The following is a 22,389-nucleotide window of genomic DNA, read 5'->3' as shown; positions in this document are numbered from 1 at the left end:
AAGAAGATCGTTTTTTGATTTATGAAAGAGGCCTATTCTTAATTTTTATAGATTTTTGAATATAAGAAATTAATTTTCATGTTCCAGAGCTTATTCATCTCAGGAAAAGCACAACCGCATACTTTGAACAGGAATGCGCCGAGCCACAAAAATAATATCTAAATTGAGAATTTCATCTTGTTACAGTAGCAGGATCAGACAGAGAGCTACGCTTCAACTTAAAATATTTTCTGGCAGAAAAAAAGTTTAGCTGAATGACCACCCTGTCCGGATCAGGCTGGCTTTTGTTGCAATACGCTATAAATTTCACATTCTCGATAGCTCAATTCCGGTCAACAGAAACTGTTTCAGATGAATTTTCTTTATTGCATAGCGCCATACTACCAGGCTAAAACAGAAATTCAGATTTCCTGAAATACCGGAATATCTAGCCACTGTGCATTTGGAAAATCCTTTTGCAAACATTGCTGCAGATACTGAATAGTATCCTGTGCAATGACTGCATCCTGAGCATCATCGGCATGGTTAAATGCCAGCGCATACAGCTCAATCTTACGCTGCTTGAGCAGTTCCAGACTGAGCAGAGTGTGGTTGATACTGCCAAGACGACCTGAGGTCACCAGAATAACAGGAAACTGCTGTGCGGCAATATAGTCTACGGTGAGCAGGTCTTCTGTTAGTGGTACCATCAGGCCACCTGCTCCTTCCAGCAGAACACGGTCAAACTGTGCGGCCAGTTGCTGTGTGGCCTGTTCAATTTTTTGAAAATCTACTGGACGCTGGTCCAAACGTGCTGCCAGATGGGGCGATGCCGGATAGCTATAAATTTCCGGCATAGTCAGCTTTTGCTGATCTTCTGGCAGCAAGCCGCAGCCCATAATCTTTCGATGCTGTTCGATATCTTCAGACGGATCAGTGTTGCCAGTCTGGATCAACTTCTGGGTAATAGTACGAATGCCTTGCGCATTCCAGATTTTGGCCAGAAAACCAGTAGCATAGGTCTTGCCAATACTGGTATCTATACCGCTGACAAAATAGATGTTTGCGTTCATGAGCGCTTCCGTGCAATGAGATAAATCGGGTGATAGGTCAAAGGATACTTCTGGCTATCTGGTAGCTGGAATTGTTGATATTGCTCATAAAAAAGCTGTAAGGAAGATTTGCTCCAGCGGAAACCATCTGCCGTTGCCTGTACGCCAGTGGCTTTTATATGTTTCAGTACGTCGCGAGGATGTTCAAACTCCAGAATCAGGTGCTGTTCCTCCCGCATCAGGACCTCATAACCACAAGATTCCAGCAGTTCAACCATTTGTGGAAGTGAGGGATATTTCAACCCCTGCCCAGTCAATATTTTAATTTCTTTTAAATTGTCCTGTGCATAGCTGGCAAAGCAGAACCAGCCAGACAGATTTAAAACCTGATGAATTTTCACAAATAAAGCGTCCAGATGCTGCACCCATTGCAAGGCAGAACAGGACACCACCAGATCCAACGATTGTGGCAGTGGCAAAGTTTCGATATTGCCAATTCCCCAGTAAATCCGGCCATCTTCCTCAAAATGCTGTTTAACTTCTGGATAAAGGTCATTTAAAAACAACTGGTCGAAACTGTAATGCTGCATCAGCTGGCGGGTAAACAGACCTGAACCACAGCCAATTTCCAGGATACGCTGTAAATTTACCGCAATATGCGCTTGCATATACTGGACCAGTTCCATTGCTACCCGACGCTGGGCAATAGCATGCTCTTCATAGCTGGACTGTGCCTGAGCAAAGCGCTGCGCGACCTGATCAGTTTTCATCGTGGCAACTCCTGCAGAGCATTCTGCAACTGTTGCAACTGTGCCGGACTGACCTGCTGATGTAAACAGATTCGCAATCTGGAAGTGTTTTTCGGTACAGTCGGTGGACGTACTGGCAGGACATAAAAACCCTTTTGCTGTACATATTCTGCTGCAGCGACGGTTTTGGCTGCATCGCCAATAATTACCGGTACAATTTGAGAACTGGATGGACAAGCATAACCCAAGGCCTGAATGCCCTGATGACAGCGACTAACCAGACTGGCAAGCTGTTGGCGCTCCTCCTGCATTTCTTGCATTTTCTGGAAAATAAAATGCGTCCAGGCCATACAGATTGGGGGCTGTGCAGTACTAAAAATTAGCGGACGCATGCTGTTGATCAGATATTCACGAATAAGCGGATGACAGACCAGATAGCCACCGACTGAAGCCAGTGCCTTACCAAAAGTCCCGACCAGCAGGTCAATCTGGTCTATGACCTGATACTGCTCGGCACAACCCAGCCCGCGTTCACCACGCACACCAATGGCATGGGCTTCATCCACATACAGCATCACCTTATCAAATTGCTGTTTGAGTGCCACTAATGCACCGAGATCCGTTTCATCACCATCCATACTAAAAATGGATTCAGTGACGACAATGATGCGCTGAATATTATCATCTGCCTGATACTTTACTAAAAGCTGTTGTAGATGTTCCAGATCATTATGCCGGTAGCGTACATAGCTGGCATTGGATAAACGGATACCATCAATGATGCTGGCATGTACCAGCTTGTCGGCAATAATAACGGTCTTGCTATCCACCAATGCTGGCAGAACCCCGATATTCATATGATAGCCGCTATTAAATAACAGCACCGAACGACCAAAAGCCTGCGCCATGCTGGTCTCCAGCTATTCATAGGCTGGGAAATTCCCAGTCAGCAGTCGCGAGGAGCTGGCACTCATCTGTCGTTCAGCAAGCGGTGTTAGGTTAAAAAATTCTTCCCGCAGCTGCAGATCGGCCGCCAGACCAAGATAATCATTGGATGCCAGATTCAGCATCTCAATCCCATTCAGCTGAAGATAAGGCTGGCTGGAAACCCCCTGTTTAAACTGGCGATACTGGCCCTGCTGTTTCAAATCATCCAGTTGCTGCTGAAAATATTCCAGATGCTTCATGCTGTTGCTCCCATTGCCTGAATCATCTCGCACATATGCACCAGTAAAGTTTTAAGTTGTTCAGCAGAAATCACAAATGGTGGCATCACATAGACCAACCGACCAAAGGGACGAATCCATACACCACGGCGTACACATTCTGCCTGGAAGCTAGCCAGATCAACAGGTTGCTGTAGTTCCACGACTCCAATCGCGCCAAGTACGCGGATATCAGCAGCCTGTGGCAAGGCATTTAATGGCTGTAAATGGTCTTTTAATACTTGTTCAATCTGTTGCACTCTTGCCTGCCAGTCCTGTGACAATAAAAGCTGGGTGCTTTTGAGTGCCACTGCACAGGCCAGTGGATTCGCCATAAAGGTCGGGCCATGCATAAATACGCCTGCTTCACCACTGGAAATGGTTTCTGCGACATGCGCAGTCGTCAGTGTGGCTGACAAGGTCATATAACCGCCAGTCAGCGCCTTGCCCAGACACATGATATCCGGGATAACACCCGCATGTTCACACGCAAACAGTTTGCCGCTCCGGCCAAAACCAGTCGCGATTTCATCCAGAATTAACAGGATATTGTAACGATCACACAGCTGACGTACCTGGCGCAGGTATTCTGGATGATACAGGCGCATACCACCTGCTCCCTGCACGATCGGCTCAATAATCATGGCTGCAGTCTGTTCATGCTTTTCTGCTAATAATTGTTCCAGTGGCTGGATATCATCAACTTGCCATTCACCATCAAAACGGCTTTGTGGTGCCGGAACAAAATAACGGTTCGGCAGACTAGAACCAAAAATCTGGTGCATGCCCGTGACCGGATCGCAGACTGACATGGCATTCCAGGTATCGCCATGATAACCGGAACGAGTGGTCACAAAATTGCTTTTCTGTCCCTGACCACGCGCATGCCAGTATTGCACCGCCATTTTCAAAGCCACTTCCACAGCAACCGAACCGGAATCGGCATAGAAAATCCGATCCAGTGGCTCTGGAGTAATCTCAATCAGCAATTTAGCCAGATCAATCGCCGGCTGATGGGTCAGGCCACCAAACATGACATGTGACATGGATTGCAACTGGGTCTGCACCGCCTGATTCAGCTCTGGATGGTTATAACCATGGATCGTGCACCACCAGGACGACATCCCATCAATCAGCTGTGTGCCATCTTCCAGTTCAATTACAGCACCATGTGCCGCCCTCACCTTGTAACAAGGCAAAGGATGACTCATGGAAGTATAGGGATGCCAGATATGCTGCTGATCAAAAGAATCGTGCACGGAAAATAACCTAAACAATAGCGCTGTCCTGATCTTAACGGTTTAATTCTGAAATGAACATCTAGCTGACCTTTAGCGATTTTTTGATTAACGATTTTTTTGTAAAAATTGCAAGATTGGCTCAATGACCAAATTGGTATCGAATAGGACAGCATCGTGCGCAGCTGAAATTTTCACCAAGTTCAGATGATCTGCATTGAAATGTGCAATATTTTGTATAATTTTGCAGGGAACTAGCATATCGTTCTCAGAATTTATAAATAGCATCTTGCCAGGATAGCCTTTTAAGATATCTACCAAATTTAATTGTTCTAAAAGATAGAGATGAGCCTGCTGATAGGATAAATCAATATTTACCAACTGCTCTTGTAAATGTTTTGCCCGTTCTCGTGGTGCTACTGAACCCAAAGTGACCAGTGCACAAAAGCGTTTTAGAGCCTGTTGAGGCTGTAACATCACCGCATGTTTAAATTGCTCATACTGCACTTTGGGCATAGCATGAGACCAGTTTTCTTGTACCACAAAGCAGGGGTTTGACATACAGGCAATTACAGGCTTGGCGACTTGTATCTGCTGATAGATTGCATTAGCCAATAACAATGCTAACTGCCCGCCAAGTGACCAGCCAATCAGTACATCTTTATCAGCTGCAACCTGTACCTTTTCTGCCAGTATTGCTGCATTATTCGGATCAAAGATATCCCAGACTTCGATCTGATGCTGTGGCATTAACTGCTCTTCTAGCTGCTGTACAAATTCATTCAGTACCTGAGTCCCCAGTCCCCAGCCGCTGATGAGCAGAATTTTCATCAATCTTGTTCCCTATTTTTTGTCATCTATTCAATAAAAAAGGGACCAATCTCTTTCGGAATGATCCCTGATATACAGCTGCAAAATTTAAGCAGGCTGCATGGCATCCATAGCAAGCTCACGGCCGGTTTTCTTCGGTGTTTCAGCTTTTAGTCCTAGTTTGGCAAACAGGGCTTTGTCCTTGCCTTCACCACTATTCGGTGCAGTCAGTAATTTATCACCTGAGAACAGTGAGTTAGCACCTGCCATGAATGCCAGGGCCTGATCGGAATCAGATAGAGATTCACGGCCTGCAGACAGACGGATATAGCTTTTTGGCATGATGATACGTGCTACGGCAATCGTCCGGATCCAGTCAATCACATCCAGTTTTTCTACATCGGCGAGCGGTGTTCCTTCGATTGGCACCAGCATATTAATTGGTACCGATTCTGGGTGAATTGGCATGGTCGCCAGTTCAAATAATAATCCCACACGGTCCTGTTTACCTTCACCCAAGCCGACAATCCCGCCACTACATACATTAATTCCAGCTGAACGAACATGGTCTAAAGTATTTAAGCGATCGTCAAAAGTTCGGGTGCTAATGACATTCGCGTAATATTCACGCGAAGTGTCGAGGTTATGATTGTAATAATCCAGTCCAGCATCTTTTAAACGTTCTGCCTGAGAGGCATTTAACATACCTAAGGTCATGCAGGTTTCCATACCCAGCTTTTTTACTTCCTGGATTAATTCCAGCACATAAGGCATATCGCGCTCGTGCGGATTCCGCCATGCTGCGCCCATACAGAAACGGGTCGATCCTGATTCTTTCGCCTGTTTTGCTTCAGCAATGGCTTTTTGTACCTCTACCCTTTTTTCAATTTCCAGATCAGTATCGTAATGGGCAGACTGGGAACAGTATTTACAGTCTTCCGGACAACGACCGGTTTTAATAGAGAGCAAGGTGCTGACCTGTACGGTATTGGCATCAAAATACTCACGGTGAATTTGCTGTGCCTGAAATAGCAGATCCATCAGTGGTTGATCATAAAGTGCCTGAATCTCGTCACGCGTCCAGTCATTGCGAGTCATAGTCTCAACATCAATGTTAAAAAAGAATGCAGAAATAATACGCGGTTTTTTAAAAAATGGTTTAGCCTTTTCTATCAAAATTTGAGGGAATAGCGCTAATTTATAAGCTGAGCTTTTCAATCAATTACAATTTTATGCTGCAAGATTTTATGATTTAAGCTGCTTTAATCCTTATTATTTATATATAAAACTTATAAATAAAATTCTCAATTTCTGTCTTGATAAAAATTAATAATGAATTTGCAACTTACTCATTATCAAGCTCACAAAAGCCAGTAAAACCAAGCTTATGGCAGAAAATTTAGAGCCCTTGGCTCTAAACATCCAAGGGCTTTTTTATAAAAGTATTGTTTAACTCAAGCTGACAATTCATTAAAGTTTAAATCTGAGTCGGTACAAATAAAAAGCGCGAGATTTTTAAAATTTAGCTCAATCTATGTCTATTCATAAAGTGACTCGCTTCATCGGAAACATCAGATATACAAGCTGTATCAGTCCACATAACTTAACCACGAACCGCTGCCTGAATTATTGCTACATCAATTTTCTTCATTTTAAGCATGGCATCAAATACCCTTTTTGCTACTACAGGATCTGAACTGTAAGATGCTTCAAGTAAAACCATTGGGATAATCTGCCAGGAAATTCCCCATTTATCCTTACACCAGCCGCATTCACTTTCCTGCCCACTATTGTTCACAATCGCATTCCAGTATCGGTCCGTTTCTTCCTGATCTTGTGTGGCCACTTGAAAGGAAAAAGCTTCATTATGCTTAAATTCTGGTCCACCATTTAAACCAATACATGGAATACCCAGGACCGTAAAATTGACTGTAATGACATCTCCCTCTTTTCCTGACGGATAATCTCCAGGGGCAAGGACTATTGCTCCTACTGACGAGTCTGGAAAGATTTCTGCATAAAAGCGTGCAGCCTCTTCAGCATCGTGATCATACCAAAGGCAAATGGTATTTTTTGCAATATTCATGATCTCACCTCTACTTAGAGATTAAGAGATGACGCATTTGTTTAACCCTGCTTTACGCTTTTGAGTGGCTAAACAAATTTATCTATGCGTTCTATATTCGACCTAAGCTGGCAAAAGGCCAGTTTCTTTGTTGTGTTTTTATTCTTCGAATTGTAATAGCAGGTATTTCTTGATCTGCTGCAGATTTTATAAAATGCTTTGTAGCTGTTATAAGCCACTAAAATGTCTATAAAATTGTCGATGTCCAAGTCGAAAATATGCCTTTTTTTTCATTTGCACTGATTACAGACTGCTACTTTAAAAATACCTTAATGGTCGGAAACTCCATTTCTATCGTCAATGCGATGGCTGGGGTAATTGGTGTTTTCCTAATGTATAAAGGCTGCCAGTATCTATCGTGAAAGTATAGAAGTGGAAAAACTGACAGATTAAATTCCTTCCCCACAGTAAGGCCCTCAATCATTTAAGGGTTTTTTCTTTCTTTGTGAAAAATCAATTTAAAACCAAGGTCTGGATATTTCAATTTTTCAGGTTCTTTTCCTAAAAACCTGAGCTCAGCAAGCCTTGCAAAATAGCTCGTTCAAGACGACTTAGCCTTACAAAAAGCTACATTTCCAGTGCGTTAATTTCCTGGAATTATCCAAAAAATATTTTTTATGAATAACATTAATTTATGTTATAAATTAACCCCATATTTTATGAAATTATTTATTACGTAATTAAATTACGTATTGAATAATATTCAAGATCCAGTATGATGAGTTAAATTCCTTCTTTTTCTTGTGTGCATCAGGAATCGATGCAGTTCAGCAAGTCAAAGAAGTCAGGCAAACGGATTTGTCTTCTCAATATAAAACGGCAGTGATACCTCCGTAGAGCCTGAACAGACAGTAAAAGATGAGCAATAGGATTGCTTCTAAAAAATGAGGATGTTGTATGAATGAATTAGCCAATCCATTAGAACTATGTGGATTCGAATTTATTGAATTTGTATCTGAAGATGGTCAGCTGGATCCAGTTTTCCAAGCCATCGGATTCACTAAAGTGGCGAAGCATAAATCGAAAAATGTCTATTTATGGCGCCAGGGCAATATTAATATCATTCTGAATTATCAGCCTGAATCATATGCAGCATTTTTCTATAAAGAGCACGGTCCTTCTGCTTGTGCAATGGGCTTCCGTACCAAGAATGCAGCAAAAGCTTTTCAAAAGGCGATTGAAATCGGTGCAGAACCGATTTATAGCAAAATCGGCCCAATGGAGCTTAACATCCCTGCGATTAAAGGAATCGGTGGTTCTCCAATCTTCCTGGTCGATTGTGACATTTACCAAAATGATTTTATCTTCTTTGATAATGTTCCATCGCGTCCAGTCGGCACTGGCCTGAATGAAATCGATCATTTAACGCATAATGTTTATAAAGGTCGTATGCAGTACTGGGCAGATTTCTATGAAAAGATTTTCAACTTCCAGGAAATCCGCTACTTCGATATTAAAGGCGAATACACTGGCCTGACTTCTAAGGCACTAACAGCACCAGATGGCAAGATCCGTATTCCACTGAATGAAGATTCAGACAAAGGTAATGGCCAGATCGCTGAGTTCCTGAACGAATTTAATGGAGAAGGCATTCAGCACATTGCCTTTATCTGTGATGACCTGCTTGAAACTTGGGACAAGCTGAAAGCTTTAGGCACCAAGTTCATGACGCCACCGCCAAGCACTTATTATGAAATGCTGGATGAACGTCTGCCAAATCATGGTGAGCCAGCGGATGAGCTACAAAAACGTGGCATTCTGCTCGATGGCAATACCAAAGATGGTAACAAACGCCTGCTGTTACAGATTTTCTCTGAAAACATGATTGGCCCAGTGTTCTTTGAGTTTATCCAGCGCAAAGACGATGATGGTTTCGGTGAAGGTAACTTTAAGGCCTTATTTGAATCAATCGAACGTGATCAGATCAAACGTGGTGTTTTAGACATTTCTAAAGCCTGACCTTTTTAAAACCATACCGGTGTCTATGTAGTCTCATATGCATCGGTATGGTTGCCTCTGTTTCAACGTATACGCTCGTATAACACTTAAGATTCTGCATCGATGACGGCATAAAAATAATAAAGCACATCATAGTTCAGCGCTTAATCTCACATGGATGATGAATAAAAATGCAGCATATTGAACAAGGAAACCTGAAAAAAGGTTTAAGTAACCGGCATATTCAGCTCATCGCACTCGGTGGTTCAATTGGCACCGGACTGTTTCTTGGAATTTCACAAACGATCAAGCTTGCCGGGCCTTCCGTTATTTTAGGTTATGCCATTGCAGGCTTGATTGCCTTCCTAATGATGCGCCAGCTCGGTGAAATGATTGTCCATGAACCTGTGAGTGGTTCTTTTAGTCATTTTGCTTATAAATACTGGGGCAAATTTGCCGGATTTATGTCGGGCTGGAATTATTGGGTACTGAATATTCTGGTCTGTATGGCCGAATTAAGTGCCGTCGGTCTTTATATCCATTACTGGTGGCCAGAAATTCCGACCTGGGTCTCTGCCCTTGGCTTCTTCATTTTCATTAATGTGATTAATCTCCTTCACGTGAAATTATTCGGTGAAATGGAGTTCTGGCTGGCGATCATTAAGGTCGGTGCGATTATTGCCATGATTGCGTTCGGCAGTTACCTGCTTGCTAGTGGTAGTGGGCATAGCCAGTCCAGTCTGGAAAATTTGTGGCAATTAGGTGGCTTCTTCCCGAATGGGATTATGGGTCTGATTATGGCGATGGCCATGATCATGTTTGCTTTTGGTGGTATTGAACTGGTCGGCATTGCAGCGGCAGAAACAGATAACCCGAAAAAAACCTTACCTAAAGCAGTAAACCAGATTGTTTACCGTGTTCTGTTATTTTATATCCTGAGCCTGGTGGTGATTCTATCGCTTTATCCTTGGAATATGATGGCGCAAGGTGGCAGTCCTTTCGTGCTGATTTTCGATTCACTTGGTAGCCAGACGGTGGCCGCTGTTCTGAATTTTGTGGTTTTAACCGCAGCGATTTCGGTTTATAACAGTACTAATTACTGTACCAGCCGCATGCTGTTGGGATTAGCTCAACAAGGTAATGCACCTAAATTTCTAGCTAAAATCAATCAGCGCGGTATTCCGGTCAATGCTGTTATGGTCTCGGCGTTCTGTACGCTCCTATGTGTCTTGTTGAATTATCTGGTGCCAGAAAAAGCCTTTAGCATGCTGATGATGCTGGTGGTCGCAGCCATTGTGATTAACTGGGTGGTAATTTCCTATACCCATTTAAAATTCAAGACCTCCATGAACCGCATGCAGACCAGAACAGATTTTCCAAGTGTGGCTTATCCATTCACCAACTACTTATGTATCGCATTTATGGGCGGTATTCTGCTGATTATGAGCAGCACCCCGGACATGCGTGTGGCTGTCATCATGATTCCGGTCTGGATTGGTATTCTCTCGGTTGCCTACTTCTTTAAGCGCAAACAGGAGTCTCAGACTGCTATTTTAGATAACAGCAAAATTAGCACCTTACCAGAAGCGTAATCGCATATTGATTAGATTAGGATAGATTCATGTTTCAACATATTGATACTTATGCCGGCGATCCGATTCTCTCTTTAATGGAAGAATTCAACAAAGATCAGCGTAGTAACAAAGTCAACTTAAGCATCGGCCTATATTACAACGAAGACAATATTGTGCCGCAACTAGACTCAGTGCAAAAAGCCTATACTTACCTGACCCCTGACTATAATAAAGTCCGTGTTTATTTGCCGATGGATGGTCTGAACAGCTTTAACCAGGCTGCACAGGAATTAATTTTTGGAACCTCCAGCCCTGCCCGCGAGCAAGGTCGTGTGGTCACGATTCAGACTTTGGGTGGCTCAGGTGCACTAAAAGTCGGCGCTGACTTTTTAAAGAAATATTTTCCAGAATCTGAAATATGGGTGAGCCAGCCGACTTGGGAAAACCATATTGCGATCTTTAACGGCGCTGGTATTCAAACCCATTTCTATCCTTATTATGATGCAGAAACCAATGCCGTTAATGTACCGGCGATGCTGGATTGCTTAAAACAGCTGCCCGCTCAAAGTATTGTGTTACTGCATCCATGCTGTCATAACCCGACCGGGGCAGATTTACAGCCACATGAGTGGGATCAGGTCATTGAGGTATTAAAAGCGCAATCCTTAATTCCGTTCTTGGATATGGCTTATCAAGGTTTTGGTCAGGGTCTGGAACAGGATGCCTATGCCATTCGTGCACTTGATCAAGCCGGTATGAATTTTATCGTCAGCCATTCATTTTCCAAAATCTTCTCTTTATATGGAGAGCGTATTGGTAGCTTAAGTTTCGTCTGTGATGATTCCACAAGCGCACAAAATGTTTTAGGCCAGTTAAAAGCTACAGTTCGCCGGATTTATTCAAGTCCAGCGGCTAATGGTGCCCTATTGGTGAGTCAGGTGTTAAATACTCCTGAACTGTTTCAGCAATGGCAGGTTGAAGTTGAAGAAATGCGCCAGCGTATTTTACGCATGCGTGGCTTACTCAAAGAAAAATTGTCTCAGGCATTGCCAGAACTTGATTTCAGCTACCTGACTCAACAGCAAGGTATGTTTAGCTATACTGGTTTAACTGCTGATCAAGTGGATCTGTTAAAACAGCATTACGGTATTTATCTGGTTCGTAGTGGCCGGATGTGTACGGCGGGTCTGAACCTAAGCAATATTGATTATGTTGCCGAGTCGATGGCTGCGGTGATCAAAATGCAGAATGAAGCTGAACCACTGATCGCTTAGAAATAATTAAGTTTTTAAATGCCTTCTAGCTTGAGTGCTCGAAGGCTTTTTTATGAATGGTGATTTGACCTATTTAAATAAAAAAAGCCGTCAGATCATGTTCTTGGGCAAAATCCGTAACCACTTGGATATCTATTCTTATTTCATCTGGATACTTTTTGATTTGGAATTAATGAGATTGTATGAAACCGTGGGACATTACTTCTTTATTATTCGTGAAACATAAAAAATCATAAAAAAAGCCCAATCTAAGATGATCGAGCTTCTTATCACAATTTAAATATATGATTTATATCAATAAATAAAATAATTACGTATAAGGTGTATTATGTTAATTTTAGGAAAACTAATTAATTATTTTATTTATAAATTTTTTCCTCCCATGATCTGCCTAATCTTGAATAAATGTCTATAATTTTCACATTATCAATATTTGTATTATTTATTAAAAATAATATTAGATCTCTCAAGGTAATACTTAAAAAAATATTATCTGGTTTAATCTGGGAAACTCTATTGTTTGAAATATAATTTCTTCTCGAGTTTCTTACTCTAACTCCAGCAACTCTACTAGTAATAGAATTATTAGAAATATCTATATTTTCAGAGTGTTGAACATCTACACCAACATCAAATCCATTAGTAATATTCCCCGATACAACCCCATTAGAACAGCCTACGATTTTGATCGCTACAGATTCCATATTAATCTCCATCAAAACAAACTTGATATAGAAAGTAGATAAGGACTTAATTTAGTAGCTAGGCTAGGGACTTTCTCACCAAACAATTCAATTACATTCAGAATGGTCTGTGATAAATTATTTGCTCTTTCTAATACATTAGATGTATTAGCCTCTTCTAATTCTTTTATTTTTAATGAAATTTTTTCTAAATTTTCCTCTAACTCACTATTAGATTGATTCTGAAAACTACTTACATCTTGTTTTAATTTATTAATTAATTCAATTTGTTCGGTTATCAAGACTTTGTTACCAATAAATTGATTTTTATGAGATCCTCTAACTTTGAAGGCTGTACTTTCATCACCAGATAAGAGGACTTCATTTTCTTGAAAAATATTCTCGTTACTATCTTCCATATCGAATGCTATAAACTTCTTAGTAGACATATTAATTTTCCTAAAAATTAAATTATTCATATAGTTATACTATATTTAATAGTAGCTTTTACAGAAGAATTTAAATTCCTACTCATTCAGTATTATAGATAACTATAAAAGTCTCCCTAGTGAACTAATTATTTAACATAAAATCTCTTATTCGAAATCTAAAATGTAACTCCAAAATAGAAATGTCCGGTTTCTCCAAAGTAAAAATGTCCGCTTTTAGAATATGCACTTTTGCGATTTCCTTAGCGGACGGTTTGATATGTTGGTGTCTATGTCGGATAAAGAACTTAAACGATTGTCGGTCTTGCAGGAAATCTGCGATCAACGCATAACTCAATCCCAGGCTGCTCAGCTACTTCATATTTCAGAACGTCAGATCAGACGCTTACTGCAGAAATACAAAGCCCAAGGTCCAGTTGCATTAGCCCATGCCGGTCGTGGCCAAATCAGCAATTCCAAACTTCCTGAAGAACTCAGACTCAAATGCCTCAATATTGTTTCTGACCAACTCCATGGTTTCGGACCCACTTTAGCGCATGAAAAGCTCACCACCGTGCATGGATTCGATCTTTCAGTAGAAACCCTGCGTTCCTGGATGATTGCAGCTGACTTATGGATTCCTCGATCCAAGCGCCTGAAGCGCCCGTATCAGCCTCGTTACAACCGGGATTGCTTTGGTGAGCTGATCCAAATTGATGGCTCACACCATGACTGGTTTGAAGGACGCGCTGCTAAATGCTGCCTACTGGTGTTCATTGATGATGCCACAGGCAAATTACAGCATTTACGCTTCTGTGAGTCAGAATCAACTTTTGACTATATGATTTCAACACGTTTATATGTCGAACAGCACGGTAAGCCTTTAGCGTTTTACAGCGACAAACATTCAGTCTTTAGAGTGAATCAAAGCAGCAAGAAAGACACCAAGATTACCCAGTTTGGACGTGTACTCAGCACCCTGAATATCGATATCATCTTCGCCAATTCACCGCAGGCCAAAGGCCGTGTAGAACGGGCCAACAGAACCCTTCAGGACCGTCTGATCAAGGAGATGCGCCTGAAAGGCATCTGTTCGATTGAGCAAGCGAATGCCTGGCTACCCTGCTTCATTGAGCAGTTCAATCAGAAGTTCGCCAAGATGGCTTTTAATCCTAAGAATCTACATCGGCCTATCACTGAAACAGCCGAAGAGTTAGATGATATTTTTACTTGGCGTGAACCCCGCAGAGTCACGAATAGCCTGACGATTACTTATGATAAATGCGTATATCTCTTGGAAAACACCGAAGAAAATCAGAGGTTGATCGGTAAGTATCTTGAGTTCCTGGAATACCCGGATGGTACTGTAGCCATCATGCATAATAGCCGAAAGATCAATTACAGCCTCTTCGATAAATTAAGTCAGCTGAATCAGCGAGAGATTGTTGAGAATAAACGGTTGGGTGCTGTTCTGAATCATATCCAACAACAGCATGAAGAACTGGAACAGCAAAACAAACGTAATCGTTCTCAAAAGATGCCAAGCAGACGTGCACAGAAAACAGCAATTCAAGAACGAAATCTAAATCCTGTGCTTGACTTGGAAATGTCCATATAGGACATTTCTATTTGGTTATTAGGTAGGACATTTCTACTTAGGAATAACACTAAAAACTGAAATGCTGTACCGAATTACAACCTATTTAACACAATGGCTATTCTACGAACTCTAAAGCCTCTAAGTAAGATAGGAACCTCTGTTCAATTTTCTTTAAGATTTCATATCCATTAAAAAAGAATAAGCATTTTTGTTATATTTCACAATTAAGCCACTTTTTAATTTCTCTCTAACGATCAAATGCTGGATATAAAAAAGATCCAGTACCTCAATCAGGTCTGGACCTATGTAATGACTATAAATTATATGTAAAATAAAGTGTTAGACAGCCACCTGTGGATTAAACAAGGCATCAATCTGCTGTTGAATCCCGAGCAGATAATCGATGGCTTGTTGCATCTGATCTGCTGGCAACTGGTCTTCGGTGCCAATACAGGTAATCACATGGTCAAGCTGTCGGCTAAAGTTATACACCGGAATCGCCACTGCATGGATGCCCGCCATCATATCACCGGTTACGGACGCATAGCCCTGCTGCAGGATTTTCTCTTTAAGTTGCAAGAATTCTTCCCAATTCGCAGGATATTGACCTGCTTTCGCGCTACTCGCCCACTCTTTTTCCAGCAGAGGCTTGATGATGTATTCTGGCTGGAGGCAAGCATGTAAACGACCAGTTGCCGATTTTAGCAAAGGCATACGCGAGCCGACCCGGGTAATAATATTAAATACATGATTGGATTCAAGCGACTGAACCACGACAGCACCATCGGCGAACCATTTGCTGACATGAATACTGCAATTTAAATGCTGCTGAATCTGCGTAATATATTTTTGGGTTAATTCCAGCATATCGGTACGCTTTAAGGCATTAACGCCAAATGCGTGAGCACGCTCACCCAGGCTATATCGCCCGTCACTGAGCTGCTGGGCATACCCTTTACGTATCAAGCTCACCACATAGCGATGCACTTTTGCAGGATGCATAGACAGGACTTCTGACAGCTCTTTTAACATCATCGGTGCATTATGTTCAGTCAATGCATCGAGTACAGTTAATCCTACTTCTAGAGACTGCACCCCTCCCTGTAATTTTTCTTCCTCAACGTTCATCGTTTCATCCTGCATATACGCATTAATTTTCATGGTTCTATAAAACCATTGTACTACTGAAATCAAAAATCTTGCTCAGCCAAATCTGATTCCAGATTCAGATCATAGCTGCATTTTAACAAATTTACATTATTCATAATCAAATTATTTATTGCGTAATTCAAAAATATAAGTATGATTCTGTATAGAACTTAAATTTTCCACGGAAAGGATTCATATTTATGACGACGCATTTAAAGTCATTTGTCGACATCGCTCCTGATTCAGATTTCCCTTTAGAAAACCTGCCTTATGGTATTTTCAGTGATGCGCAAAACGCCAAACCACGTGCAGGGGTGGCACTGGGAGAATGGGTGGTTGATCTAGCAGCATTGGAAGCAAAGGGTTATTTAAAGCTGGAACAAGATCAGCAATTTTTTAATCAGCCAACTTTGAATAGTTTTATTGAGTCGGGTAAAGCCAACTGGTCTAAAGTACGTACGGAATTACAAAAGTTACTGTCAGCGGATCATGCCGAATTACGTGACAATAAAGAGCTACGTGATCTGGTTTTCTTGAAACAGTCAGATGTCAAAATGCATCTACCGGTGCATATCCCAGGCTATACCGATTTCTATTCATCCAAAGAACATGCCACTAATGTCGGCTGTATGTTCCGTGATCCGAAAAATGCATTGTTAGCAAACTGGTCAGAACTTCCAGTCGGTTATAACGGCCGTGCCAGCTCCGTGATTGTTAGCGGGACAGAAATCGTGCGTCCATCAGGACAGATCAAATTACCGGATTCTGATCGTCCAGTATTTTCAGCATGTCGCAAGCTCGACTTCGAACTAGAAACCGGCTTTATCATCGGCAAACCAAATAACTTAGGCGAGCCCATTGCAATTGAAAATGCCTGGGACCATATTTTTGGCATGGTGCTGTTTAATGACTGGTCTGCACGTGATCTGCAACAATGGGAATATGTGCCGCTAGGTCCATTTAACGCCAAGACTTTTGCCTCTTCGATCTCGCCATGGATCGTAACCATGGAAGCACTTGAACCATTTAAAACCAGTTCACCTGCTCAAGAGCCAAAACCTCTAGCTTATCTGCGTGAAGATAACAGCAGTAATAGCTATGACATCAATCTGTCTGTGGAAATTCAGCCTGAAAATTCAGACCAGGCTGATGTCATCTGCGAAACCAATTTCAAATATATGTACTGGTCGATGGCACAGCAACTGGCTCATCACACTATTGCAGGGTGTAATGTTCAGGTCGGTGATCTGATGGGTTCAGGTACGATTTCAGGCCCTACGCCTAATTCTTATGGTTCATTACTGGAAATTACCTGGAATGCCACCAAACCACTGACTTTATCGAATGGTGAACAGCGTACCTTCATTCAAGACGGCGATACCGTGATCATGAAAGGTCATTGTGAAAAAGATGGCCTGCGTATCGGTTTCGGTACTGTGATTGGCAAAATCTTGCCAGCGATTAACTTCGGTTTTACTGAATAAGCCGGGGTGAAATCATGACCATGCAACTTTATACCTATTTTCGTAGTTCAGCCGCTTACCGGGTTCGTATTGCGCTCAACCTGAAAGGACTCGAAGCAAAACATATCCCGGTTCATCTGGTGAACAACGGTGGCGAACAGCATAGTGAAATGTTTCGTCGGGTCAATCCAGGAGAGCTGGTACCAGCGTTGATTGAAGATGATTTTACGCTGACCCAGTCGCTCAGCATGATTGAATATCTGGAAGAAAAATTTCCGGAAACTCCCCTGTTACCCAAGGATTTGCAACAGCGTGCGCTGATTCGGGCCTTTAGTCTGAATATTGCCTGTGACATTCATCCACTCAACAACCTGCGTGTACTTCAATATCTTAGTAAAACCCTGAATGCCAGCGACGAACAGAAAACCGAATGGTACAGACACTGGGTCATCACCGGCTTAAAAGCGCTTGAAGCTCAATTAACACATTCAAATGGCCAATTCTGTTTTGGAGATCAACCGAGCCTTGCAGATTGCTGCTTGATTCCACAAGTATATAACGCCAAACGCTTCAACATCGATCTTTCGGATTTCCCGAAAATTGAATCGATTTATGCCCATTGCAATTCACTGGACGCTTTTCAAAAAGCTGCACCTGAAGCACAGCCTGATGCAGCATAAGAATATATAAGGATATAACCATGACCATTCAAATCGAAAAAATTCACCATGTCGCCTACCGCTGTAAAGATGCCAAAGAAACCGTGGAATGGTACAAAAAAAACCTGAACATGGACTTTATTTTGGCTTTTGCTGAGGATCATGTTCCGTCTACTAAGGCTTTCGACCCGTATATGCATCTGTTTTTAGATGCAGGCAATGGCAATGTGTTGGCCTTCTTTGAACTGCCCACCCAACCGGAAATGGGCCGCGATGAAAACACCCCGAAATGGGTGCAGCACATTGCCTTAAAAGTGAAAGATCGTCAGGCACTGGTTCAGGCCAAAGAGCATCTGGAAGCCAATGGCGTAGATGTACTGGGCATTACCAATCACGGCATTTTCCATTCAATTTACTTCTTCGATCCAAATGGCCACCGTCTGGAACTGGCTTATGATGATGAAAAAGCACCACAGAAAATCGCCATGATTACCGAAGAAATGAAGTATGACATGCTGGAACAATGGAGCAAAACTAAACGCGCGCCTTCACATACCCACTTCCTGCATGCGGATGAATTAGACCATAGCGCTCGTGAAGCCAAGATGGACGCTTGAATTTTAAGAAAAGGATTTCTGATGAATAAAGTCGTTGCCAATGCTCAGGAAGCTTTAGCGGATATCGTGGCAGATCATCAAACGCTCGCCGTTGGCGGATTTGGTTTATGCGGTATTCCTGAAGCACTCATTGAAGCTTTAAAAAATACTGGTGTGATTGGCCTGACCTGTATTTCCAATAATGCCGGTGTAGATGATTTTGGTTTGGGTAAATTACTGCAAACCAAACAGATCAAAAAAATGATTTCTTCTTATGTCGGTGAAAATAAAGAATTTGAACGCCAATATCTGAATGGTGAACTGGAAGTCGAGCTGACACCTCAAGGCACACTGGCAGAAAAATTACGTGCTGGCGGTGCTGGAATTCCTGCTTTCTACACTCAAACAGGTGTTGGCACATTGATTGCCGAAGGCAAAGAAGTCCGTGAATTTGATGGTAAAGAGTTTATTCTGGAAAAGTCATTAACCGCAGATGTGGCATTGGTTAAAGCCTATAAAGCGGATAAGGCCGGGAATCTGATCTTCCGTAAAACTGCGCGTAATTTCAATCCTGAATGTGCCATGGCCGGTAAAATCACTGTGGCTGAAGTTGAACAGGTTGTAGAGATTGGTGAACTTGATCCGGATGATATTCATCTCCCTGGAATTTATGTAAACCGAATTGTTGTCAATGCTGCACCGGAAAAGCGCATTGAACAGATGACCTTAAAGGCAGGAGCATAATCATGGCCTGGACTCGAAATGAAATGGCTCAGCGTGCGGCACAGGAACTGGAAGATGGTTTCTATGTCAATCTCGGTATTGGCTTGCCAACCTTGGTCGCCAACTATATTCCAGAAAATATCAATGTCTGGCTCCAGTCTGAAAATGGCCTCTTAGGCATTGATGAATTCCCGACCGCAGAAACAGTTGATGCAGACCTGATTAATGCCGGTAAACAGACAGTCACTGCCCGCAAAGGTGCTGCCTTCTTCTCAAGTGCTGAATCCTTTGCCATGATTCGCGGGGGCCACGTGAATATCGCGATTTTAGGTGCGATGGAAGTCTCCGAAACAGGTGATCTGGCCAATTGGATGATTCCGGGCAAGAAGGTCAAAGGTATGGGCGGCGCCATGGATCTGGTAGCAGGCGTGCAGAAAGTTGTCGTTCTAATGGAGCATACGGCGAAAGACGGTTCACCGAAAATCGTTCCTCAATGTACTTTGCCGTTGACCGGTAAAGGTGTCGTCAATCGGATCATTACGGATCTCGGTGTTATGGATATTACTTCACGCGGAGTGGTTCTGGTAGAACTCGCTCAAGATGTCACGCTGGAGCAGATTAAAGCTGCGACTGGAGTTAAGCTGATTACAGATAGACTTGAAGCTGCCTGATTAATAGTTGGTCACTTTTAATGATCTCTGTTTAGTTAAGATAATGTGAATCTGGTACAAGCTTTTATCTTTATTATCCTATACAAAAAATAGCCTTAAATCTATTCGATTTAAGGCTATTTTCAATGAGGGTAATGGTAGGAGTTAAATTCCGAAGCCCATCAACTTTAAATCATCATACGTCTAAACAAATTTTACCAATATGTTTGCCATCACGTTGATATTCAAAAGCTGCCTGAATCTCTTCTAGCGGAAACACTTTATCAATCATTGGATGAATATCTGTTGCTTCTAGGGCTCTGATCATATCCTGCTGTTCAGAACGGTTTCCTACCGTCACGCCTTTAATGGTCAGCTGTTTCGCCATAATTGCCGCTGTGGGTACATCTCCACTAATCCCGGTAAACACGCCAATCAAGGTAATGTGTCCGCCTATACGAGAAGCTGCGATAGATTGAGCCAGCGTACCCGGTCCGCCAATTTCGACCACATGGTCAACACCCCGGTTGCCTGTCATCTCAAAAATTTTCTCGCCCCAGTTTTCTTCTTCGCGGTAATTTACAACACCCGCAACGCCCTGTTCGAGAAGCCATTTTGCTTTTTCCTTTGATGAAGTCGTTGCCCACACCCTTGCGCCCATCTTCAGGGCAAACTGAAGTGCAAATATTGAAACACCACCTGTTCCAAGGATTAGTACATCATCTCCCGCTTTGATTTTTCCTTCTACCACCAGTGCACGCCATGCGGTTAATCCAGCCGTCGGTAATGTCGCTGCTTCATGATGAGTCCAATCTTTGGGAGCATGAGTAAACCAGTTTTCAGGTCGAACTACATATGAAGTTGCATAGCCATCAATTCCATCACCTGGCGTATAGCTAAAATCAGCTTGCGGACACTCAGCTTTCACCCAGTTAGGGAAAAATAGGGAAACGACATGATCTCCAACAGCAAACTCAGTCACCCCTTCGCCAATTTCTTCAACAACCCCCGCGCCATCGGCCATCAACAGTCGACCTGATTCTGCAGGAAGAACTCCTATTGCGACGTTATAATCATGGAAATTAAGTGAATTGCTGAAAATTCGAACTCTAATCTCTCCATGACCTGGCTTTCCAGGATCGTTAATATCTGCCAATTCTATTTGATCTAGACCTGGTGTTTGACCTCGTAAAGCTGCTTTCATAAATTTGACTCTGTTTATTAAGCAATTGGTTTGTCATCTTATAACTTAGATTATAACGTTTACGTAGTTTTCTCATAAACACGAACAAAAAACGTTTACATCTTTACCCAACCCTTAGAAAAAGATCTGAAAGAACTTTTAAAATCATCCTCTATCGAATTTAAAAAAATCCATTCCTCTCCAAATTAAAAAGACTAAAATTTCATCAACTCAAATGCCTCAATTAAACAATTATTCATCTAAATTTTAAGATCTCACTTCCTCTAAAAATCAATTTTTCACATTCTTTCTTAAATTTTCTGGACTATGAAATAACATGAATAATATTGGAACAAGTAAAATTTTTTAAATCATTTCTGATTAAATTTTAATCAATTTATTCTATTTGAGGATTTTTACTCAGCAACAACTATAAAAAATGCGAAAATTTTTAAGTCTTTATTTATATAAATAAATTTGTCTAAAAATTATTTTATTTACATATATATCAATAATATGATTAAAATATAATAACATTAACTAATAATTAAAAATAATTAAAAATAACATTATGTAACTGTTTCGTAAATTTTTTTAAGGTTTTTCTATTCAAAAAAAACTATAGTGGCGCAGCAGTTAGCCATCATTAAAAAAATAGGAAATGGATATGAAAACATCAAATAGTTTGGGTAAAGGAATAGTCGTAGCTGCCCTCATTGCTACTACACAAATGAGTTATGCAGAATTTAAAAGATTCTCTGTATCTACCGGATGGTTACATATCAAATCACAAGGAAATGCCAATCCGATGCGAATTAAAACTGGCGTGGAAGAAGGAAGATCTGCTCGAGTAGGAGATATTACAGGTGATACCATCCGATCAAATATTGATTACAACAAGACTGATTTAACACCAGCTGAACAAGGTCTAATTGGGACAATCACCAGACCATTTTTGAATTATCCATCAATGTTTGACTGGATGCGTGATGGTTTTTATAACGAATTCGGGGATGATCCTGAAAAATTAAGAGATGCATTAACCAGTTTAACCGGTACGGCTGAGATTTCTGGCTTATCAAACTGGAACTCAAATGCGGGTATAGAAGTCGAAGATATTGATACTTTGGGCTTAATGCTGGACTACTATGTGAATGAAAATGTTTCTCTGCAAATGATTGGAGGCATTCCACCAAAGGTCGATTTAAAAGGTAAAGGACAAGTCTACGCACCATTTTCAGCAGTAGGTCATCCTATCGCGCCAAACCAGAACTTATATTTGAAAAATGATAGGCTCTAGACTAGCAAAAT

20 protein-coding genes and 2 pseudogenes are annotated in these 22,389 nt (G+C 41.7%); 11 read left to right on the top strand and 11 right to left on the bottom strand.

Features of this window, described 5'->3' with window-relative positions; genetic code table 11:
* Positions 1-401 precede the first annotated feature (401 nt).
* From bioD to G5T77_RS16465, 7 genes and pseudogenes are all read right to left on the bottom strand, one after another.
* Positions 402-1,052 (bottom strand): dethiobiotin synthase, encoded by a 651-nt coding sequence (gene bioD, locus G5T77_RS16495; RefSeq protein ID WP_166135236.1) that lies wholly within the window; start codon positions 1,050-1,052, stop codon positions 402-404.
* Positions 1,049-1,801 carry a malonyl-ACP O-methyltransferase BioC gene (gene bioC, locus G5T77_RS16490; protein WP_166135239.1) on the bottom strand — a complete coding sequence of 251 codons (753 nt, stop codon included), beginning with the start codon at positions 1,799-1,801 and terminating at the stop codon, positions 1,049-1,051. The genes bioD and bioC overlap by 4 nt, the downstream gene beginning before the upstream one ends.
* Positions 1,798-2,967 (bottom strand): annotated as a pseudogene (locus G5T77_RS16485) (8-amino-7-oxononanoate synthase). The gene bioC and the pseudogene G5T77_RS16485 overlap by 4 nt, the downstream one beginning before the upstream one ends.
* A complete protein-coding gene (bioA, locus tag G5T77_RS16480; RefSeq protein ID WP_166135242.1) occupies positions 2,964-4,244 on the bottom strand; it encodes an adenosylmethionine--8-amino-7-oxononanoate transaminase in 1,281 nt (426 codons plus the stop codon). Before bioA ends, G5T77_RS16485 begins: the two are co-directional and overlap by 4 nt.
* An 87-nt stretch (positions 4,245-4,331) precedes the next feature.
* A complete protein-coding gene (locus G5T77_RS16475) occupies positions 4,332-5,054 on the bottom strand; it encodes an acyl-CoA thioester hydrolase/BAAT C-terminal domain-containing protein (RefSeq protein WP_166135245.1) in 723 nt (240 codons plus the stop codon).
* An 87-nt stretch (positions 5,055-5,141) separates the two neighbouring features.
* Entirely contained in the window at positions 5,142-6,131 is a 990-nt protein-coding gene (gene bioB, locus G5T77_RS16470; protein ID WP_166135248.1) for a biotin synthase BioB, read from the bottom strand.
* A gap of 505 nt (positions 6,132-6,636) precedes the next feature.
* Positions 6,637-7,119 (bottom strand): VOC family protein, encoded by a 483-nt coding sequence (locus tag G5T77_RS16465; protein ID WP_159123270.1) that lies wholly within the window; start codon positions 7,117-7,119, stop codon positions 6,637-6,639.
* Between the two features lie 275 nt (positions 7,120-7,394).
* Between G5T77_RS16465 and G5T77_RS17300 the strand changes: the two are divergent.
* From G5T77_RS17300 to G5T77_RS16445, 4 genes and pseudogenes are all read left to right on the top strand, one after another.
* Positions 7,395-7,551 (top strand): annotated as a pseudogene (locus G5T77_RS17300) (MFS transporter); the annotation flags it as partial.
* A 504-nt stretch (positions 7,552-8,055) separates the two neighbouring features.
* Positions 8,056-9,117 (top strand): 4-hydroxyphenylpyruvate dioxygenase, encoded by a 1,062-nt coding sequence (gene hppD / locus G5T77_RS16455; protein ID WP_004811022.1) that lies wholly within the window; start codon positions 8,056-8,058, stop codon positions 9,115-9,117.
* A 170-nt stretch (positions 9,118-9,287) separates the two neighbouring features.
* Positions 9,288-10,688 (top strand): amino acid permease, encoded by a 1,401-nt coding sequence (locus tag G5T77_RS16450; protein WP_166135251.1) that lies wholly within the window; start codon positions 9,288-9,290, stop codon positions 10,686-10,688.
* Positions 10,689-10,717: 29 nt separating this feature from the next.
* The gene (locus tag G5T77_RS16445) at positions 10,718-11,944 is read left to right on the top strand and encodes an amino acid aminotransferase (RefSeq protein ID WP_166135254.1); all 1,227 of its coding nucleotides are present in this window, start codon (positions 10,718-10,720) and stop codon (positions 11,942-11,944) included.
* A 359-nt stretch (positions 11,945-12,303) separates the two neighbouring features.
* Here G5T77_RS16445 and G5T77_RS16440 read toward each other — a convergent pair whose 3' ends face one another.
* Both G5T77_RS16440 and G5T77_RS16435 read right to left on the bottom strand, forming a co-directional pair.
* Complete coding sequence (locus G5T77_RS16440; RefSeq protein ID WP_166135258.1) at positions 12,304-12,648, bottom strand: NosD domain-containing protein; 345 nt, start codon at positions 12,646-12,648, stop codon at positions 12,304-12,306.
* Between the two features lie 11 nt (positions 12,649-12,659).
* Positions 12,660-13,076 (bottom strand): hypothetical protein, encoded by a 417-nt coding sequence (locus G5T77_RS16435; protein WP_166135261.1) that lies wholly within the window; start codon positions 13,074-13,076, stop codon positions 12,660-12,662.
* A 271-nt stretch (positions 13,077-13,347) separates the two neighbouring features.
* On the opposite strand from G5T77_RS16435, the gene G5T77_RS16430 reads away from it, so the two are divergent.
* Complete coding sequence (locus G5T77_RS16430; RefSeq protein ID WP_166135264.1) at positions 13,348-14,673, top strand: ISNCY family transposase; 1,326 nt, start codon at positions 13,348-13,350, stop codon at positions 14,671-14,673.
* 321 nt (positions 14,674-14,994) lie between these two features.
* On the opposite strand, the gene G5T77_RS16425 is transcribed toward G5T77_RS16430, so the two are convergent.
* A complete protein-coding gene (locus G5T77_RS16425) occupies positions 14,995-15,816 on the bottom strand; it encodes an IclR family transcriptional regulator (RefSeq protein ID WP_166135267.1) in 822 nt (273 codons plus the stop codon).
* Between the two features lie 188 nt (positions 15,817-16,004).
* Between G5T77_RS16425 and fahA the strand changes: the two genes are divergently transcribed.
* The 5 genes from fahA to G5T77_RS16400 are packed head-to-tail and all read left to right on the top strand — an operon-like array spanning position 16,005 to position 19,916.
* Complete coding sequence (fahA, locus tag G5T77_RS16420) at positions 16,005-17,288, top strand: fumarylacetoacetase (protein WP_166135270.1); 1,284 nt, start codon at positions 16,005-16,007, stop codon at positions 17,286-17,288.
* 20 nt (positions 17,289-17,308) lie between these two features.
* The gene (maiA, locus tag G5T77_RS16415) at positions 17,309-17,947 is read left to right on the top strand and encodes a maleylacetoacetate isomerase (RefSeq protein ID WP_166135282.1); all 639 of its coding nucleotides are present in this window, start codon (positions 17,309-17,311) and stop codon (positions 17,945-17,947) included.
* A gap of 20 nt (positions 17,948-17,967) precedes the next feature.
* Complete coding sequence (locus tag G5T77_RS16410; RefSeq protein WP_004783206.1) at positions 17,968-18,543, top strand: VOC family protein; 576 nt, start codon at positions 17,968-17,970, stop codon at positions 18,541-18,543.
* Positions 18,544-18,564: 21 nt separating this feature from the next.
* Positions 18,565-19,266 carry a CoA transferase subunit A gene (locus G5T77_RS16405; protein ID WP_166135273.1) on the top strand — a complete coding sequence of 234 codons (702 nt, stop codon included), beginning with the start codon at positions 18,565-18,567 and terminating at the stop codon, positions 19,264-19,266.
* Positions 19,267-19,268: 2 nt separating this feature from the next.
* Positions 19,269-19,916 (top strand): CoA transferase subunit B, encoded by a 648-nt coding sequence (locus G5T77_RS16400; protein ID WP_166135276.1) that lies wholly within the window; start codon positions 19,269-19,271, stop codon positions 19,914-19,916.
* Positions 19,917-20,091: 175 nt separating this feature from the next.
* Here G5T77_RS16400 and G5T77_RS16395 read toward each other — a convergent pair whose 3' ends face one another.
* Positions 20,092-21,099, bottom strand: coding sequence for an NAD(P)-dependent alcohol dehydrogenase (locus tag G5T77_RS16395; RefSeq protein ID WP_166135279.1), 1,008 nt, complete (start codon positions 21,097-21,099; stop codon positions 20,092-20,094).
* A 646-nt stretch (positions 21,100-21,745) separates the two neighbouring features.
* On the opposite strand from G5T77_RS16395, the gene G5T77_RS16390 reads away from it, so the two are divergent.
* A complete protein-coding gene (locus G5T77_RS16390) occupies positions 21,746-22,378 on the top strand; it encodes a hypothetical protein (protein ID WP_205683232.1) in 633 nt (210 codons plus the stop codon).
* The last annotated feature ends 11 nt before the right edge of the window (positions 22,379-22,389 follow it).

The organism is Acinetobacter sp. GFQ9D191M (assembly GCF_011174875.1).
Taxonomy (GTDB): Bacteria; Pseudomonadota; Gammaproteobacteria; order Pseudomonadales; family Moraxellaceae; genus Acinetobacter.
This window is presented reverse-complemented; position numbering and strand designations above follow the sequence as displayed.